Genomic DNA, 17,534 nt, shown 5'->3' with positions numbered 1-17,534 from the left:
GGGGCGGTAACGTGGGCCTGGCCGAGCGGGCACGGGCGCCCGCTCACACTCACGGGAGGTCCCATGCTCGACGACATCGTCATCTGCCGCCCCCTGCGCTCCCCGGTGGGCGCGTTCGGCGGCCAGTTCCGCGCGCTGCCCGCGGAGGAGCTGGGCACCCAGGTGGTGCGGGCGCTCATGGACCGCAGCGGCCTCGACCCGGCGGCCGTCGACGATGTGGTCTTCGGCCAGTGCTATCCCACGATGGAGGCCCCGGCGCTGGGCCGCATCATCGCGCTCAACGCCGGCCTGCCCGTCACCGCGGCCGGCTGCCAGGTCGACCGCCGGTGCGGCTCCGGCCTCCAGGCCGTCATCAACGCCGTCGGGGAGGTCGCGACCGGTGGCGCCGAGGTGGTCATCGCCGGCGGCGCCGAATCGATGTCCGGCACCGGCTATTTCACCGACCCCATCCGCTGGGGAGTGCGCGGCGGCAACATCGAGCTCAAGGACAGCCTGGTGCGCGGGCGCGCCACCGCGGGCGGCAGGGACCACCCCATCCCCGGCGGGATGATCGAGACGGCGGAGAACCTCCGCCGGGAGTACGGCATCGGCCGTCAGGAGCAGGACGAGTACGCCGTGCGCTCCCACCAGCGCGCCGCCGCGGCCGCCCGGGAGGGCCGCTTCGACGACGAGATCGTGCCGATCACCGTGCCCGGCACGCGCAAGGAACCGGAGCACGAGGTGCGCACGGACGAGCACATCCGCCCCGACGCCTCGCTGGAATCGCTGTCCAGGCTGCGGCCCATCATGGGCGGCCAGGACGCGGAGGCGACCGTCACCGCCGGCAACGCCTCCGGCCAGAACGACGGGGCAGCGGCCTGCATCGTGACCACGCGCGCCCGGGCCCAGGCCCTGGGCCTGAGCCCGCAGCTGCGGCTCGTCAGCTGGTCCGTGGCCGGGGTGCCGCCGGAGACCATGGGGATCGGGCCGGTCGCGGCGACGGCCCGCGCGCTCGACCGCGCCGGCCTGAGCATGGCCGATATGGACCTCATCGAGCTCAACGAGGCCTTCGCCTCCCAGGTCCTCGCGTGCACCCGCGCATGGGGCCTGGGCACCCAGGACTTCGAGCGCGTCAACGTCAACGGCTCGGGGATCTCGCTCGGCCACCCGGTGGGCGCCACCGGAGCCCGCATCCTCGCGACGCTGGCCGGCGAGATGGGCCGGCGCGGGGCCCGCTACGGCCTGGAGACGATGTGCATCGGCGGCGGCCAGGGCCTCGCGGCCGTCTTCGCCGGCGCCGAGCGCAGCTGAGCGCCGGTGGCCGTGGACTCCGCGGTCGCGCAGGCGATGGCTGAGGCGGACCTGACTGCCGCCCCCGTCCCCAGCGAATACACACTGAACAGTTGATAACCTAGGGGGAGCCAGCCCTCGCGAGCCGCAGACGACTCGCACCGGGCACCGGTTCCCCGCAGAGAGGATGACCGAACACATGCGAATCATCGCTTTTGTCAAGTATGTTCCGGACGCCGCCGGCGACCGCAGCTTCGAGGACGACAACACCGTCGACCGCGAGTCCGACGGCCTGCTGTCGGAGCTCGACGAGTACGCGGTCGAAGAGGCGCTCCAGATCGTGTCCCAGGCCGGCGACGGCGAGGTCATCGCCCTCACCGTCGGCCCCGAGGACGCCGAGGACGCCGTCCGCAAGGCACTCCAGATGGGCGCCCACAAGGGCGTGCACGTCTACGACGAGGACATCGAGGGCTCCGACGCGCTCTCCACCTCGAAGGTGCTCGCCGCCGCGGTGCGCAAGGTCATCGAGGACGAAGGCGATGTCGACCTCATCCTCACCGGCCTCGCCTCGACGGACGCGCTCATGTCCGTCGTCCCGGTCCAGGTGGCCGAGCTGCTCGGCCTGCCCGCCGCCACCCAGGCCTCGGACGTCGAGGTCAACGGCTCGACGGTGCGCGTGCGCCGCGACGGCGACACCGCCTCCCAGTACATCGAGGTGGCGCTGCCCGCGCTCGTGTCCGTGACGGACCAGATCAACGAGCCCCGCTACCCCTCGTTCAAGGGGATCATGGCAGCGAAGAAGAAGCCGCTCGAGGACTACGACCTCGAGGACATCGACCTGGACGCCGCCGAGGTGGGCGAGGACGCCGCCTACACGGAGGTCATCGACATCACGGCCCGCCCGCCGCGCCAGGCCGGCGAGATCGTCGCCGATGAGGGCGAGGGCGGGCAGCAGCTCGTCGACTGGCTCGCATCCAAGAAGCTCGTCTGATCAGAAGGGACTGCACACATGTCTGAAATCCTCGTTCTCATCGACCATGCGGACGGCTCCGTCGACAAGTCCTCGCTCGAGCTGCTCACCGCCGCGAAGTCCGCGGGCACCCCGGTCGCCGTGTTCGTCGGCACCGCCGAGGCCGCCCAGCAGGCCGCGCCCACCCTGGCCGAGTACGGCGCCGAGCGCGTCCTCGTGGCCTCCGACCCGGCGCTCACCGAGTACCTCGTCGCCCCGAAGGCCGAGCTGCTCGCCTCGCTCGTCGAGTCCCAGCAGCCGGCCGCGGTGTTCGTCTCGGCCAGCCCCGAGGGCCGCGAGGTGGCCGGCCGCGCCGCCGCGAAGACAGACTCGGGCATCATCACGGATGCCGTCGACGTCACGCCGGATCTCGTCGCCACCCAGTCGGTCTTCGCCGGCGGCTACACGATCACCGGCAAGGTCGTGAAGGGCACGCCCTTCATCGCGATCAAGCCCAACTCCATCTCCGCCGAGCCCTCCCAGGGCGCAGGCTCCGTCGAGGAGATCTCGTTCTCCCCGTCGGACGCGGCGAAGACGGCCCGGATCGTCTCCGTCGAGGAGAAGCCGGCCTCCGGGCGGCCGAACCTCACCGAGGCTGCGATCGTCGTCTCCGGCGGCCGCGGCACGAACGGTGACTTCGCGCCGGTCGAGGCGTTCGCCGATGCCGTCGGCGCGGCCGTGGGCGCCTCGCGCGCCGCGGTGGACGCCGGCTGGTACCCGCACGCCAACCAGGTGGGCCAGACGGGCAAGACGGTCTCGCCGCAGCTCTACGTGGCGGCGGGCATCTCCGGTGCGATCCAGCACCGCGCAGGCATGCAGACCTCGAAGAACATCGTCGCCGTCAACAAGGACGACGAGGCGCCCATCTTCGAGCTCGCCGACTACGGCGTCGTGGGCGACCTGTTCGCCGTGCTGCCGCAGGCAACCGACGCGGTCAACGCGCGCAGGTGAGCCGCGCCCGCGCTGCGGTGCGGATCGGCTGATCCGCTCCGGCGCGCGGCGGCCCGGGGTCCGTGCCCCAGCGGGGCGGGCCGGCACGAGGTGCCGGCCCGCCCCGCTTTCCGTGCCGTAGACTTGGGCGGTGCCCCAGCAGAAGATCTTCTCCTCCGTGCGCCCCCAACGGCTGACCAGAGCCGGCCGGGGCTATGCGTGGGCGCGCACGGTCCAGCGCTTCTCCGATGAGCGGCGCATCGACTCCGCCGCCGCCCTGTCCTTCTACTTCCTGCTGGCCACGGTGCCCGCCCTGGGCGCGGCGATCTCGACGATCTCCGTGTTCGGCCGCGGCCCGCAGACGGTCACGAGCCTGCTCACCTGGCTCACGCAGGTCACCGGCAGCCAGCAGGCGATGGCGGCCGAGGAGCCGCTCATGACACTGGCGCGGTCGTCCGCGAACATCTTCGTGTTCGTCATCGGCATCGCCGTCTCGCTGTGGTCGGCCGGCAAGTTCGTCGGCGCGTTCGGCACGGTCGTCAACAGCCTCTACGGCATCCCCGAGGGCCGCCCCTACTGGTACCTGCGCCTGCAGAGCTTCATCCTCACGATCATCCTCATCCCGCTCGTCGCCGCCGCCCTCGTCTGCATCGCGGGGCAGGCGGACCTCATCGAGGCAATCGGCGTCCACGGCACCTTCGTCGTCATCTGGCAGGTGGCGCGGATCCCGGTGGCGATCCTCCTGGGCTACCTCATCATCGTCGCGCTCAACACGCTGTCCTCGAACGTCAAGCGCAAGCGGCTGGCCACCTCGTCACTGGGCTCCCTCGTGGCCCTGCTGGCCTGGGCGATCCTCACGGCGCTGCTCTACCTGTTCGCCGCGATGGGCGGGTTCAGCTCGACCTACGGTGCGCTCTCCGGCGTCCTCCTGGTCCTCCTGTGGCTGTGGCTGTCGAACTGCGCGCTCATCTTCGGCGCCCTGTTCGAGGCCGAGCTCGACCGCGCCCGCCAGCTGCAGTCCGGCCTCGCCGCCGAATGGGAGATCATCGCCCAGCCGCGCCGCCGCAAGCGCATCGACGATCGCGCAGCACGCGAACTGGGCTTCGTGCGCATGGGCGATGCGCTGCGCGCCAGCGGGGGCCAGTCCGTGGGCAGCGTGCGCATCGCCGATTTCCGCGCGAAGAGCGCCAAGCGGCGCCGCGCCCGCGCCAAGCGGCTCGCCGCCGCGCGCGGTCGGCGCGGGGCCTGAACGGCGCCCGGCCGGAAGGCCCCCGGACGCCCGGCCGCAGGGCCCCAGCCGCCGCGCACCCCTGGCTCAGCCGCACCGCCCTCCCGGCTCAGCCGCGCTCGGCGCGGTCCCCGCTCAGCCACGTGCCCACGGTGGGGCTCCAGGCCGCGATGTCGACCCGGCCCACGCAGCCGTGCACCGCGGAACGGATCCTCGGCCAGGAGCGCGCGCGCCTGGGCCTCATCGGCGGCGCGGAGCACGAGCATCCCGTCGCCCAGGTCCCCGCTCGTGAGCTGGCCGGACGCCAGGAGCGCCCCGCGCTGCTCGAGGTCGGCGAAGTACGCGTGGCGGGCGGGCCGCAGTGCGGCGAGGGCGGGCTCGGGTGCGCTGTAGGCGAATGCGACGGTGAAGACGGCCATCGTGTCATCGTAGGCCGGCGTTTCGGACGACGGCGGCAGAACGCGCCCTGTCGCGGCGCGAAGCCGTATAGACTCGGGGGCATGAAGAAGCGCATCATTCTGCTGGCGGGACTGGGCATCGGCTTCGTGCTCGGTTCGCGTGCCGGCCGCCAGAGCTACGAGAAGCTCAAGAACCAGGCCGCCTCCGTGTGGAACGACCCGAAGGTCCAGGAGGGCGTGCACCGCGCCGCCGAGACCGTCAAGGAGCAGGCCCCCGTCGTCGCGGAGAAGGTCAAGGAGGCCGCGCCCGTCGTGGCTGAGAAGGCCAAGGAAGCGGGCACGAAGGTCGGCGAGGCCGCCTCGGATGCCGCCTCGAGCGCCAAGGACAGGGCCGCCGACGCGAAGGGCGCCGCGCAGGACAAGGCCGCCGAGGCCAAGGGCGCCTGCAAGGACAAGCCCGCCGCGAAGCAGGAGACCGGGGCCGCCGCGAAGGGCTCCCCCAGTGCCGCCAAGCACCCCGCGAGCTCCGCGAAGGCGACGACGGGCAAGGACTCGACGGCCGCCTCGGCGCAGGCGACGGGCACCGAGCCCGCCTCCGACCGGCGCTCCGCGCCCGATGGCCGCAACGAGGATGTGGTGCCGGAGGGCCCGACGAAGTCGAACAACCTCGCCCCCGCCGTGCTGCCCGACGTAGCCAGCGATCCCGAGGGCCAGATGGACAGCGAGGGCCCGGACGCCTCGTACATCCACGGCCAGGAGGGCAAGGCCTGACGGGCTGAGTCCGACACGCGAACGGCCACAGGGCCGGTCGACTCCTGCGAGTCGGCCGGCCCTGTTCCCGTCCCGCCGCAGCTCAGAGCAGCGAGCTCGTCAGCCGGCTGACGTTCTCCGCGTACTTGAGGTACCAGGGCCGCCGGCGCCACCGCTGCAGGTCCAGCTCCGGGGAAACCGGCCGGTAGTCGCGGTCCTCGAGGGCGTACATCTGCGCGGCGAAGCCCTCGTCGACGATGAGCATGGAGACCTCGAGGTTCATGGCGAACGAGCGCTCGTCCATGTTCGAGGAGCCGATGATCGTGACGTCGTCGTCGATGATGAGGAACTTCGAGTGCAGCACGGTGGGCGCCGGGTAGCGGAAGATGCGCACGCCGGCATCCACGAGCTCGTCGTAGTAGGACTCCTGGGCCTTCTGGGTGATCGCGTGGTCGCTCGTGGCGCCCACGTAGATGCGGATGTCCACACCCGAGTGCGATTCGGTGACCAGCGCGTGGAGCAGCGACTCGTCCGGCACGAAGTAGGGCGAGCAGATGACGACCTGACGGTTGGCGTTGTAGATGAGGTGGTTGAACATCCGCAGGTTGTTCTCCAGTTCGAAGCCCGGGCCGCTGGGCACCACCTGCGCGAGCAGGCCGCCGGACTCCGGTGCCTCGAGGACCAGGTTGACCTCATCGGCGATGATGTCGCCGGTCTCCGAGTACCAGTCGGAGGCGAAGACGGCGTCGAGCTCCGTGACCATGGGGCCTGTCACCCGCATCCCCAGGTCCTTCCACTGGTAGCCCTTCCGGCGGTTGCGGCGCTTGTTGTACGAGCGGTCGATGACGTTGAGCGAGCCGGTGTAGGCGACCGCGCCGTCGATGACGAGGATCTTGCGGTGATTGCGCAGGTCAGGGCGCTGGTACTCCCCCCGCCACGGGCGCACGGGCAGGCTGCGGCGCCACGCGACGCCCGCGTCGTTGAGCAGGCCCACGAGCTCGGAGTAGCCGGGGTAGCCGACCGAGCCGATGTGGTCGATGAGGATGCGCACCTGCACCCCGCGGGCGTGGGCGCGCAGCAGCGCGTCGATGAGTGGGCGCGTCGTGTCGTCGAGTGCGACGATGTAGAACTCGAAGTGGACCGTGTGCCGGGCGCCGTCGACCTCGGCCGCCATCCGCGCGATGCACGCGTGGTTGTCCGCGATGAGCTCCACGCCGTTGCCGTGGGTCATGGGCAGCGCGCCCAGCGAGTAGTTCAGCCGCGCCGCCGTCGTCAGGGGCTCGATGAGATGGTCGCTGCGGCCGATGAGCGCGGTGTCGCCGGTGCGCTGCTTGATGAGCTCGTTGACCGCCCGCTGCCGCTCGCGGCGCCGGCGCGGCAGCTTCGCGGAGCCGAACAGCAGGAACGCGATGAGCCCGGCGTAGGGGTTGAGGAAGATCGCCATGAGCCAGCCGAGCGCCACGGTGGGCTTGCGGCGATAGGGGATGACGCCCAGCGCGACGATGCGGATGATGAGGTCGGGGACGACGAAGAGGGCGATGCGCCACCAGGGCTGGCCGACGTCGCCGTCCCACAGGCTCCAGAACTCCACGGTGCCTCCCCTCCGCCGCATTGGGCCGCTGGGCGGCCGCGCCCCACCCGGGGTCCTCGCCGATTCTAGTGGCGACCCTCAGCGCCCGCGCAGTCGGCCGCACCGCGGGCGGGGGGGGGCTGCCGAAGGCCACACTCCGGACGCGAGCCCCGCGTCCGCGACGATGGGCGAGCATGGCTGCGGGCGCCCGCGCGCCCCGGGCCCGCGCCTTAGCGGAGCCCGCGCCCAACCCTCGACGGTGAGGAGCACCCGTGACGCACAAGCCCAGGCCCCGCCCGGATTCCCCGCAGCTCATGACGGATGACCGGCGCGAACTGCAGGGCCTTGCTCGGCGCTTCGCCCGCGAGGTGGTGCTGCCCATCGCGAACGAGCTCGACCCGGTCGAGGGCCAGTTCCCGCCCGAGCTCGTCGCGCAGATGGGCGAGATGGGCTTCTTCGGCATCCTCATCCCGGAGGAGTACGGCGGGCTGGGCCTGGGCGTCTTCGAGTACTGCCTGGTCGCCGAGGAGCTGGGCCGCGCCTGGATGAGCGTCGCCGGCCTGCTGGCCCGCGGCAACGGGATGGGCGGCGGCTTCTCCCCCGAACAGGAGGCGCGGCTGCTGCCCAAGGTCGCCACCGGCGAGTACCTGGGCGCGTTCGCCCTGTCCGAGGCGGAGGCCGGCTCCGATGTGGCGAACATCCGGTGCCGTGCCGAGCGGGCCGACGACGGCAGCGGCGACTGGCTCATCACCGGCACGAAGATGTGGTGCACCTACGCGGACCAGGCCGACTACCTCGTCCTCTTCGCCCGCACCGCCACGGACCCGGACCCGGCCAAGCGCCACCGCGGGATCTCCGCCTTCCTCGTGGAGAAGGAGCGCGGGACGTTCCCGGAGCGCGTGACGGGGACCGCGGCGCGCAAGATCGGCTACTTCGGCTGGAAGACGTGGGAGCTGGCCTTCGACGGGCTGCGCCTGCCGGCCGACGCGCTGCTGGGCGAGGAGGGGCGCGGGTTCTACCAGGCGGTCTCCGGGCTCGAGGTGGGCCGGGCGCACACGGCCGCCCGCTCAATCGGCCTGGCGCAGGCGGCGCTCGAGGACTCGCTGGCCTACCTGCACGCCCGCGAGCAGTTCGGCCACCCGCTCGCCGACTTCCAGCACCTGCGCTTCACGGTCGCGGACATGGCCGCCCAGATCGAGGCGAGCCGCCAGCTCATGTACCACGTGTGCACGCTCATCGACTCCGGCCAGCGGGCCTCGCAGGAGGCGGCGATGGTGAAGTACCTGGCCGCGGAGATGAGCGAGAAGGTCACGTCCCAGGCCGTGCAGATCCACGGCGGGGCGGGCTACACGAAGGACTTCGCGGTGGAGCGCCACTGGCGCGACGCGCGGCTGACGAAGATCTTCGAGGGCTCGTCGGAGATCCAGCTGCGCATCGTCTCCGACGAGCTGCTGGGCCGGTAGGCGCGGTACCGCCCCTGCGCCGGGGCGGTACCGGCCGCGGCGCGCTCAGATGTGGCGTCCGCCGCTGATCTCCGTGACCGTGCCGGTGAGGTAGCTCGACATGTCGGAGGCGAGGAACACGACGACCGAGGCGACCTCCGCGGGCTCGCCCGCGCGGCCCATGGGGATCTCCGCGAGCTTCGCGTCGATGACGTCCTGGCGCATGGCCGCGGTCATCGCGGTGTTGATGAAGCCGGGCTGGATCGCGTTGACGCGCACGTTCTTGAAGCCCACCTCCTTCGCCGCGGCCTTCGTCATGCCCACGATTCCCGCCTTCGCCGCGGAGTAGTTCGTCTGCCCGAGCATCCCCACCTTGCCGGAGATCGACGAGACGTTGACGATCGACCCGCCGCCGGGCTGTTCGCGCATGATGCCCGAGGCGGTCTTGAGCCCGTTCCACGTGCCGCGCAGGTGCACGGCGATGACCTGGTCGAACTGCTCCTCGGTCATCTTGCGCATCGTGGCATCGCGGGTGATGCCCGCGTTGTTGACCATGATGTCGAGGCTGCCGAACGCGCTCACGGCGCGCTCGCACAGCGCCTCGACCTGCGCAAGCTCCACGACGTTGCAGGCCATGCCCACCGCGCGCTCCCCGATGCCCAGCGACTCCGCGGCCCTCACGACCGCCGCCTCGTCCAGATCGCCGAGCACCACATTGGCGCCCTGGGCCGCGAAGGCCTCCGCGATCGCGAATCCCAATCCCTGCGCGCCGCCGGTGATGACCGCGGTGCGCCCCTCGAGAAGTCCCATGATCCGTCCCCTCACTCCGTTGTTCGTCCGTGCTCTGTCGATTCGCTTCCGCCCGCGCTCCGTGCACCCGCCGCCCACCGGCCCCGGCCACGGCGCCGGCCCCGGCCCCGGCCCTGACGGCTACTGCCTGTGCGCGCCCTTGAGGACCTGGCGGGCGATGACGAGGCGCTGGATCTCCGAGGTGCCCTCGTAGATGCGGAAGAGGCGCGCGGCCCGGTAGAAGCGCTCGATCGCGGACTCGCGCATGTAGCCCATGCCGCCCAGGATCTGCACACCGCGGTCGGCGACCCGGCCCAGCGCCTCGGAGGCCACGAGCTTCGAGGTGCTGGGACCCAGCTTGCGGTCCGCACCCGCATCCCAGCGCCGCGCGGAGTCCAGCACGAGCGCGCGGGAGGAGGCCAGGTCCGCATAGCTGTCCGCGATCATCGCCTGGACGAGCTGGAAGTCCGCGATGGGCCGGCCGCCCTGGTTGGCCTGCGCGGCGTAGTCCGTGCACTCGTCGAGGATGCGGGTCATCTGCCCCACGCAGACCGCGGCGATGTGGAGCCGGCCCTTGTTGAGCGAGGACATGGCGGCGCGGAAGCCCGCCTCCTCCTGCCCGCCGATGAGGTTGGCGCCCGGCACCCGCACGGAGTCGAAGAACACCTCGGAGGTCCAGGCGCCGGCCTGGCCCATCTTGTGGTCGTGCGGGCCCACGGTTACGCCGGGCGAGTCCGTGGGGACGAGGAAGACGGAGATGCCCTTCGTGCCCGTGGCCTGCGGGTCCGTGCGGGCGAAGACGATGAGGACGTCCGACATCTCCGCATTCGTGATGAAGCGCTTGGTGCCGGTGATGACGTACTCGGCAGCCTCGCCCTCCCCCTCCCGCAGCGCACGGGTGCGCAGCCCGGAGGGATCGGACCCGGCCTCGGGCTCGGTGAGCGCGAACGACGCCACGACCTCGCCGGAGGCGATCTTCGGCAGCCACTCACGCTGCTGCTCGGGCGTGCCGTAGTTGACGAGCACCTGCCCGGCGATCCCGTTGTTCGTCCCGAACAGCGAGCGGAAGGCCGGGGTCGTGTAGCCCAGCTCCATGGCGAGCAGCGCGTCCTGCTCCGCGTTGAGCCCCAGCCCGCCGTGCTCGGCCGGGATCGCCCAGCCGTAGAGGCCCATGGCCGCCGATTGGGCGATGACCTCGGCGGGGAAGGCATCGTCGGCCTCGATCTGCAGCTCGAGCGGCACCACCTTCTCCCGCACGAAGGCGCGCACGGTGGCGAGGACGTCTGCGAGCTCGGCGCTGTCCATGGGCGTGCTCCCCCGGTGCCTCAGGCCTCGACCATGATGGACACGGATTCGGCGATGCACGCCGGGCGGTCCGCGCCCTCGATCTCGATCGTGTGCGTCATGACGACCTGGGTGCCCGAGTCCTTGCGGGTGACCTCGCTGAGCGCGATCGTGTCGCGCAGCTTCGAGTCCACGGGCACGGGGTGGGGGAAGCGGACCTTGTTGAGGCCGTAGTTGATCTTCATCTTCATGCCGGTGACGTCGACGACCTCCGCGCCGAACATGGGCAGCAGGGACAGGGTGAGGAACCCGTGGGCGATCGTCGTGCCGAACGGCCCGGACTTCGCCCGCTCAGCGTCCAGGTGGATCCACTGGTGGTCCTCGGTGGCGTCGGCGAACGCGTCGATCCGCGCCTGGTCGACGGTGAACCACTCCGAAGTGCCCAGCTCCTGGCCGACGAGCGCTTCGAGTTCGGCGATTCCGTTGATGGTGCGCACCATTGCTGCCTCCTGGCTGAGCGACTGCGCGGTTGGGCAGCCGGGTGGGTGTGGCGGTGGTCGGCCGGCGTGAAGGCCGTCGAACGACTGTTCTGCCATGCTAACGCTCCACCCGGGGCCCGGCTAAGGTGTGCACATGTCTGAGACTCCTCTCGCCGGCAGCGCTGCCGGCGCCCCGCCCGCCGGTGGGGGCCCCGCCGCCGGCACCGGGCCGGCCAACCCGGCCCCCGTCCGCCCGGCCGTCAGCGTCATCCTCGTCCGCGATGGGGCGGACGGCCTCGAGGTCTTCGTCCAGCACCGGGTGAAGACCATGGACTTCGCGGCGGGCATGGTCGTCTACCCCGGGGGCCGGGTCGATCCCGCCGACGTGCGCGCCGCCGCCTCCGCCGGGTACCCGGACGAGCTCATCGCCGCCCACGAGCGAGCGTGGGAGGCCTCCACCCTGGCCGCCGAGGGGCTGGGCGGCGGGCTCGCGGACCCGGCCGCTGCCGGGGCCGGCGCCGAGGCGCCCTCGTTCGCCGCCGTGCTGCTCGCCTGCGCGCAGCGCGAGCTGGGCGAGGAGACCGGGGCCGTCATCGATCCCGCGGCGCTGCGGCCGTGGGCGAACTGGACGACGCCGCCGGGGCGCCACAAGCGCTTCGACACGTACTTCTACGTGGCGCGCGGGGCGCACACGCAGGTCCGGCACCAGACGACCGAGGCAACCGATTCGCTGTGGATGCCGGCGGCCCGCATCCTGGCCGAGCGCTCAGCGGGGCGCCTGCGGCTCATGCGCCCCACCCTCACGCTGCTCATGGAGCTCGACTCGCTGGGCAGCGCCGATGCGATCATGGGCGTCGAGCGGGTGGTCGAGCCCGTGCGCCCGAACGTGCCGATCTCCGAGTCCGACGCGCACCGCCCGCTGGACTGACGGGGCTGCGGCCGCACCCGCCGCACTCACCACGGCAGCATTAGCAGCGGGACCTCCTGGCCGTCCTCGGCCCCGCCCGCGGGGATGACGATGAGCCCGTCCGCCGCGGCCAGGCCGCGCAACATGTTCGAGCCCGTTCCCGAGGTCTCCGCCCAGTTCCCGCGCGCATCGCGCGCCGCGGGGACAATGCGCTCCGCACGGCCGCCGGGGATCGCCTCTGCCACCCGGCCCACGGCCGTCTCCTCCGCGCGCTGGCCCAGCAGGCCCCGCACGGCTGGCTGCGCCACGACGCGCAGCGCGACCATGGCGGCCAGCGGGTTGCCCGGCAGCGCGATGTGGAGGACGCGGCGACCGGTCGGCGCCGGGTACTCGAGGGCGAACGTCGGGTGGCCCGGGCGCATCGCCAGCTCCGCGAAGAGGCTGCGCGCCCGGCCAGCGGCGACCCGGTCCTGCGCGGCGGCGCGCACGGCATCGACGTCGGCGTGCCCGGTCCCGCCCGTGCTGACGATGAGGTCGCAGTCGAGGCACAGCGCATCGAGCGCGGCGTCGATCCCCGCGCGCGCATCGCCGCGGCGTTCGACCCCCGCGATCTCACACCCCAGGGCCGCGAACACGGCGGGCAGCTGCGGGCCGAAGGCGTCGCGCACCCGGCCCGGGGCGGGCATGCCGGCCTCGATGACCTCGTCGCCGGTGAGCAGGAGGCCCACCCGGGGCCGGCGCCGCACGGGCAGCGCATCGATCCCGCAGACCGCCGCGTACGCCGCGTGCGCGGGGCTCAGCGCGACCCCGGCCGGCACCACGGTCTCCCCCGCGCGCGCCTCACGGCCCATCGGGCGGATGTGGCGGCCGGGCACGAGGTCCGAGGGCGGGGCCCCGGGGGCCAGGGAGAGGAGCCCGGCTGCGGTGCCGACGCCGGTCACCTCGGCATACTCGAAGCGCAGGATCGATTCGGCCCCGGCGGGCACGGGGGCCCCGGTCACGACGGGCAGCGCCTGGCCGGCGGCGAGCGCCTCCGGCGCGGTGTCCCGGTCCGCGGTGGCGCGCAGCAGGTTCCACGGCCCCGACCCCGCGACCGCGTAGCCGTCCATCGCCGAGGAGGCGTAGTGCGGCACGTCCGCGGGGGCGCGGACGTCGGCGGCGCTCACCCGGCCGATCGCGGCGGCGAGCCCCACCTCCTCGCCGCCGAGCCGACCGGCGGCGGCCGCGGCGTGCGCGATCCGGCCCGCCTCGCGCCACGCGGGGTGGGCCGAAGGCGCACGCACGCCCAGCAGCTCCGCGTCCTCGACGGTGTCGACGTCCGCCGCGTACTGCTCGGGCAGGTCGACCGCGGCGCTGCGCAGGTCCGCCCAGAGCGCCCGCGCCGGCGCATCGGCCAGCGGCCGGCCGCGCACGGCGGACACCAGGGGGCCCACGCGAGCGCACGCGAGGAGCTGCTGGACGCGCCAGGCCGGTGCGCTCCCCTCGCCGGGGTCCGGGGTGCGCGGGGTGCGGGCGAGCACGGCGTCGGGCCCCTCGGCCTCCTCGAGCGCGCGGGCCAACGGGGCCAGCGCCTCGGCGAGGGCGGGCATGTCCGCCGCGACGACGAAGACGAGGCCCGCCCGGTCCCCCGTGGTGGGCTCCCCCGTGCCCGTGGCACCGATCGGTGCCCCCGCCCCGGCGGGGTCCACGGAGGGAAACAGCGCCTCCAGGCCCGCGGCCGCCGCGGCGGCGGGGCCGGCGAACGGGGGCTCCTCGCGGGTGAGCAGGACCCCGGCCGGCAGGTGGGCCGCGAGCTCGGGCCCGCCCACCACCGCGATGCGGGAGGCCGACACCCCCGCGGCGCGCACGGCGCTCAGCGCGGAGGCGAGGAGCGTGGTGCCGGCGGCATCGGCGAACAGTGCCTTCGTCCGCCCGCCCAGGCGGCTGCCCCGCCCGCCTGCGAGCACGACCGCGGAGCGGGGCTGCGCGCGGTCCGGCCGTGGGGTCATGGCCGCCAGTCTAGGAGCGCGGCCCGGGTGCGCGGGGACTATCGTGGCCGGCATGGACGACGATGCGCCCTTCGGGGCCGGCCGGCGGGCCGCGGTGATCGTGTGCGTGCGCGGCGGCTTCGACCCGGCAGCGCCCCCGGACCACAACGGGGCGCGGGCCGTCGAGTGGCTGCGCGAGCGCGGCTATGAGACCCCGGATTCCGTGCTCGTGGCCAACGGGCCGGCATTCGGCCCCGCCCTCGACGCGGCACTGGAGCCGGGCGGCGCCCGGTCCACTGCCCGGGCCAGCGCCTCGGCAGCGCGGGGCGCGGGCCTGCCGGATCCCGCCAGCGTGCCCCGCTTCGTGCTCACCCTGGGCGGGACGGGCCTCAACCCGCGCGACCGGACGCCGCAGCTGACCGCCGAGCGACTGGACTACGAGGTGCCCGGGATCGTCCACGCCATCTGGGCGCGCGGGCTGGAGAACACGGCGACGGCGATCATGAGCCGCGGCACGGCCGGTGTCGCCGGGCGCACGTTCGTCCTCAACCTGCCCTCCTCGCGCGGCGGCGTCAAGGACGGCCTGGCGGTGCTCGGGACGGTCGCCCCCCTCATCCAGGCGCAGATCGAGGATCCCGCCTGATGGTCCGGGCAACGGTGCGCACGCGCGTCCATTCCTTCGCGGCCGCGGGCGAGGTGCGGGCCAGGGCCGATGTGCTCGCGGGCGAGGAGCCCCTGGAGATCCGCCTGGACGGCGAGGAGTTCGCCGTGGCGATGCGCACCCCCGGTGCGGACGTGGACCTGGTCTTCGGACTGCTCCTGGCCGAGGGCGTGATCGTCGCCGCCGCGGACATCCGCGAGATCGACTTCTCCACGGGCCTGGTCCCCGACGGCTCGCGCGACCTCAACGTCGCCCGGGTGCGGCTGGCCCCGGAGGCCGGCCTGCGTGCGGCCGCGCGGACCGGGCGCAACGTCTACACCTCCTCCGCGTGCGGGATCTGCGGGACGAACGCGATCGAGGGCGTGGCGAAGGCCTCCGCCCACCCGGTGCCGGCCGCCCGGCCGCTCCTCGCGCCCGCGCGGATCCTCGAGCTGCCCGAGCTCCTGCGCGCCCAGCAGCCGGCCTTCGAGCGCACGGGGGGCATCCACGGGGCGGGCCTGTTCCGCTGCCCCGATCCCACCGGGGCGCCCGAGCTGCTCGCGGCCGCGGAGGACGTGGGACGGCACAACGCCGTGGACAAGGCGCTGGGCCGGGCCCTGCGGGAGGGCCTGCTGCCGCTGGGCGACTGCGTGCTCCAGGTCTCGAGCAGGGCCTCGTACGAGCTCGTGCAGAAGGCCTCGATGGCCGGCGTGCCCGTGCTCTCGGCGGTGAGCGCGCCGTCTTCGGCCGCGGTGGAGCTGGGCCGCCAGCTGGGCCTGACCGTGATCGGCTTCAATCGCGGTCGGACGTTCAACGCCTACACGGGGCTCGAGCGGATCGCGGCCGGACCCGCGTAGCGCCGGTTCCGCACGGCACCGGTTTCGTGCAGCGGACGGCGCCCACTCGGGCTTTTCCCATTGCCCGCGGAGGATCGCCCCGTACACTGAGTGTGTTCTACCTCACACACTCGCGCGGATCGTGCGCGCCCGTGCGCCGTCAGGAGCTGCCGTGCCCACTTCGCCCCTCCCCCAGGTCGCGCCGCCTGCGGGTGCGCCCGCCCCGGCGCCCGCCCGCCCCGGTGGCGCGGAGCCCGTCGGCGAGCGCCCCGGTGCGCAGTTGACCGCCGTGTGGGATGGCGCAGTGCGCGTCCACGGCCAGCGCCTGTTCCTCGTGTTCGGCAACTCCGCCGACGAGGCCAACGAGTGGACCTTCGCCCAGTTCGACATGCTCACCGGCCTCACCGCGCGCCGCATGGCCGAGCGCGGCGTGCGACCCGGCAGCACGGTGCGCGCCGCCCTCTTCAATTCGCCCGAGCTGCTGCTGTGCTGGCTGGCGGCCGCGCGGCTGGGCGCCCGCTTCGAGCTCATCGACCCCAATGCGCTCACGCCCGAGCCCGCCGTCCCGGGTGCGCTCATCGTCGCCGGCCGCGGCCCCGGGCGCCCCGGCGCGGCCGCGTACCCGGGGGCCAATGTGCTCGAGGTCAACGAGGACTTCGCCGGGATGCTCGCCGGCTCGCCGCTGTTCGGCGCCCAGGAGCTCACGTCCGCGCAGGCGGCGCGCCTGACCGGCGCCGCCGGGCCCTCTCCTGCCCCCACCGCTTCGGGTGCGCCCGTGCCGCCCTCGACGCCGGTGCCGGCCTCCGCGCCGGGCCGGCGCTGGCTGCTGAGCAAGCCGCTGTGGAAGAGCGCGGGACTGGAGGACTGCCTCGTCCCCGCGATCGCCGCCGGGCGCGCCACCGCGCTCGCGGCCCTCTTCGATCCCGCGCGCACGGCTCAGCAGGCCGCCCTGCTCGGCGCCGACCGGGTCCACCTCACCGCGCTCGCCGCGCAGCGCATCATCGCCGAGGCCCCGGCACCCGACCCCGGCGCCGGGGTGGCGCTCGTGTGGGTCCGCGATGCGATCTGCGCGCGCGAGCAGGCCGAACTCGCGCGGATCTTCGCGCTGCCGGTCGACCGCGTGCTCAGCGGGCCGCCGGCCGCCGCGCCGCCGGCGGCTCCCGCCGCGGACTGAGAGCCCCAGGGCTGCCTGCGGGCTGACGGCTCGGGGCCGCCCGCGGACTGACACCGGGGCTACCCGCGGCGCTGGGCCCTGAGCTCGGCCGTGCGGGCCGCCACCGCGGCCTTCTGCTCGGCGCCGCCCATGAGCTCGGCGAGCACCCGCTGCTCGGCGTCGAGGGCGTCGGAGAACGGCACGGTGCCCGCCAGGTCGATGAGCTCCTTGGCCCGCCGCAGCGCGGTGCCGGACTTCCCTGCGAGCTCGCGGGCGAGCGCGTGGGCGCGCTCGACGGGCTCCTCGGCCAGCTCCTCGGCGAGCCCCAGCCGGTACCCCTCCTCGCCGCTGATGACCTCGCCGGTGAGGATGAGGTGCTTGGCACGCGCCGGGCCCACGAGCCGCGGCAGCAGCTGGGTGCCGCACATGTCCGGGACGATGCCCCAGTTGATCTCCATCATCGACAGCTTGGCGCCGGGCGCGACGATGCGCATGTCCGCGCCCAGGGCGATCTGCAGGCCGCCGCCGAACGCCACGCCCGCGATCCCCGCGATGACGGGCGCCTCGACGAGGCTCCACACGTGCACGGCCTGCTGGGCGAGTGCCCGCGCCGCGCCCAGGCGCTCGCGGATCTCGACGACGTGCTCGCCCGAATCGTCGACCATGCGCCCGAACTCGGACATGTCGAGGCCGGAGGAGAACGCGCGCCCCTCGCCCGCGAGCACGACCGCGCGGATCGCCGCGTCATCGCGCACGCGCAGGCCGGCGTCCACGAGGTCGGCGAAGACCTCGCGGGTCAGGGAGTTCAGCGTCTGGGGGCGGGTGAGCCGCACCGTTGCGACGGCATCGTCGACGGTGACGGAGACGTGTTCGCTCATGGCGG

16 protein-coding genes and 1 pseudogene are annotated in these 17,534 nt (G+C 73.6%); 10 read left to right on the top strand and 7 right to left on the bottom strand.

Going from position 1 to position 17,534, the window contains the following annotated elements; all coding sequences use genetic code 11:
* Window positions 1–63 precede the first annotated feature (63 nt).
* The 4 genes from BRM1_RS11235 to BRM1_RS11220 all read left to right on the top strand — a co-directional run bounded on the left by BRM1_RS11235 (window position 64) and on the right by BRM1_RS11220 (window position 4,457).
* Entirely contained in the window at window positions 64–1,290 is a 1,227-nt protein-coding gene (locus BRM1_RS11235; RefSeq protein ID WP_268525989.1) for an acetyl-CoA C-acetyltransferase, read from the top strand.
* A 178-nt stretch (window positions 1,291–1,468) separates the two neighbouring features.
* The gene (locus BRM1_RS11230) at window positions 1,469–2,260 is read left to right on the top strand and encodes an electron transfer flavoprotein subunit beta/FixA family protein (RefSeq protein ID WP_160952722.1); all 792 of its coding nucleotides are present in this window, start codon (window positions 1,469–1,471) and stop codon (window positions 2,258–2,260) included.
* An 18-nt stretch (window positions 2,261–2,278) separates the two neighbouring features.
* Window positions 2,279–3,229: an electron transfer flavoprotein subunit alpha/FixB family protein gene (locus BRM1_RS11225; RefSeq protein WP_160952721.1), complete on the top strand. Its 951-nt coding sequence runs from the start codon at window positions 2,279–2,281 to the stop codon at window positions 3,227–3,229.
* 130 nt (window positions 3,230–3,359) lie between these two features.
* A complete protein-coding gene (locus tag BRM1_RS11220) occupies window positions 3,360–4,457 on the top strand; it encodes a YihY/virulence factor BrkB family protein (protein WP_268525985.1) in 1,098 nt (365 codons plus the stop codon).
* Window positions 4,458–4,693: 236 nt separating this feature from the next.
* Here BRM1_RS11220 and BRM1_RS14085 read toward each other — a convergent pair.
* Window positions 4,694–4,855 (bottom strand): annotated as a pseudogene (locus tag BRM1_RS14085) (hypothetical protein); the annotation flags it as partial.
* Window positions 4,856–4,936: 81 nt separating this feature from the next.
* On the opposite strand from BRM1_RS14085, the gene BRM1_RS11215 reads away from it, so the two are divergent.
* Entirely contained in the window at window positions 4,937–5,605 is a 669-nt protein-coding gene (locus BRM1_RS11215; RefSeq protein ID WP_268525983.1) for a hypothetical protein, read from the top strand.
* Window positions 5,606–5,687: 82 nt separating this feature from the next.
* Here the strand turns inward: BRM1_RS11215 and cls are convergent, their stop codons facing one another.
* Entirely contained in the window at window positions 5,688–7,175 is a 1,488-nt protein-coding gene (gene cls, locus BRM1_RS11210; RefSeq protein ID WP_268525980.1) for a cardiolipin synthase, read from the bottom strand.
* 251 nt (window positions 7,176–7,426) lie between these two features.
* On the opposite strand from cls, the gene BRM1_RS11205 reads away from it, so the two are divergent.
* Entirely contained in the window at window positions 7,427–8,617 is a 1,191-nt protein-coding gene (locus tag BRM1_RS11205; protein WP_268525977.1) for an acyl-CoA dehydrogenase family protein, read from the top strand.
* A 45-nt stretch (window positions 8,618–8,662) separates the two neighbouring features.
* On the opposite strand, the gene fabG is transcribed toward BRM1_RS11205, so the two are convergent.
* The 3 genes from fabG to BRM1_RS11190 all read right to left on the bottom strand — a co-directional run bounded on the left by fabG (window position 8,663) and on the right by BRM1_RS11190 (window position 11,169).
* Window positions 8,663–9,406, bottom strand: a complete 744-nt coding sequence (gene fabG, locus BRM1_RS11200; protein WP_160952717.1) for a 3-oxoacyl-ACP reductase FabG — start codon at window positions 9,404–9,406, stop codon at window positions 8,663–8,665.
* A 120-nt stretch (window positions 9,407–9,526) separates the two neighbouring features.
* Window positions 9,527–10,690, bottom strand: coding sequence for an acyl-CoA dehydrogenase family protein (locus BRM1_RS11195; RefSeq protein ID WP_268525972.1), 1,164 nt, complete (start codon window positions 10,688–10,690; stop codon window positions 9,527–9,529).
* A gap of 20 nt (window positions 10,691–10,710) precedes the next feature.
* On the bottom strand, window positions 10,711–11,169 hold the full coding sequence (locus BRM1_RS11190) for a MaoC family dehydratase (RefSeq protein ID WP_160952715.1): 459 nt from the start codon (window positions 11,167–11,169) through the stop codon (window positions 10,711–10,713).
* 133 nt (window positions 11,170–11,302) lie between these two features.
* Between BRM1_RS11190 and BRM1_RS11185 the strand changes: the two genes are divergently transcribed.
* Window positions 11,303–12,076: an NUDIX hydrolase gene (locus BRM1_RS11185; RefSeq protein WP_268525970.1), complete on the top strand. Its 774-nt coding sequence runs from the start codon at window positions 11,303–11,305 to the stop codon at window positions 12,074–12,076.
* 26 nt (window positions 12,077–12,102) lie between these two features.
* On the opposite strand, the gene BRM1_RS11180 is transcribed toward BRM1_RS11185, so the two are convergent.
* Window positions 12,103–14,043 carry a molybdopterin molybdotransferase MoeA gene (locus BRM1_RS11180; RefSeq protein WP_268525967.1) on the bottom strand — a complete coding sequence of 647 codons (1,941 nt, stop codon included), beginning with the start codon at window positions 14,041–14,043 and terminating at the stop codon, window positions 12,103–12,105.
* 52 nt (window positions 14,044–14,095) lie between these two features.
* Between BRM1_RS11180 and BRM1_RS11175 the strand changes: the two genes are divergently transcribed.
* The 3 genes from BRM1_RS11175 (at window position 14,096) to BRM1_RS11165 (ending at window position 16,672) form a co-directional block, all read left to right on the top strand.
* Complete coding sequence (locus BRM1_RS11175; RefSeq protein WP_268525964.1) at window positions 14,096–14,665, top strand: molybdopterin-binding protein; 570 nt, start codon at window positions 14,096–14,098, stop codon at window positions 14,663–14,665.
* Window positions 14,665–15,519 (top strand): formate dehydrogenase accessory sulfurtransferase FdhD, encoded by an 855-nt coding sequence (fdhD, locus tag BRM1_RS11170; RefSeq protein WP_268525961.1) that lies wholly within the window; start codon window positions 14,665–14,667, stop codon window positions 15,517–15,519. Before BRM1_RS11175 ends, fdhD begins: the two co-directional genes overlap by 1 nt.
* Before the next feature lie 151 nt (window positions 15,520–15,670).
* Window positions 15,671–16,672, top strand: coding sequence for an AMP-binding protein (locus tag BRM1_RS11165; protein WP_268525958.1), 1,002 nt, complete (start codon window positions 15,671–15,673; stop codon window positions 16,670–16,672).
* Between the two features lie 59 nt (window positions 16,673–16,731).
* Here the strand turns inward: BRM1_RS11165 and BRM1_RS11160 are convergent, their stop codons facing one another.
* Complete coding sequence (locus BRM1_RS11160; RefSeq protein ID WP_160952709.1) at window positions 16,732–17,529, bottom strand: crotonase/enoyl-CoA hydratase family protein; 798 nt, start codon at window positions 17,527–17,529, stop codon at window positions 16,732–16,734.
* Window positions 17,530–17,534 lie beyond the last annotated feature (5 nt).

Origin of the sequence: Brevibacterium sp. BRM-1, from assembly GCF_026802075.1 — a bacterium.
GTDB classification, from domain to species: Bacteria; Actinomycetota; Actinomycetes; order Actinomycetales; family Brevibacteriaceae; genus Brevibacterium; species Brevibacterium rongguiense.
This window is presented reverse-complemented; position numbering and strand designations above follow the sequence as displayed.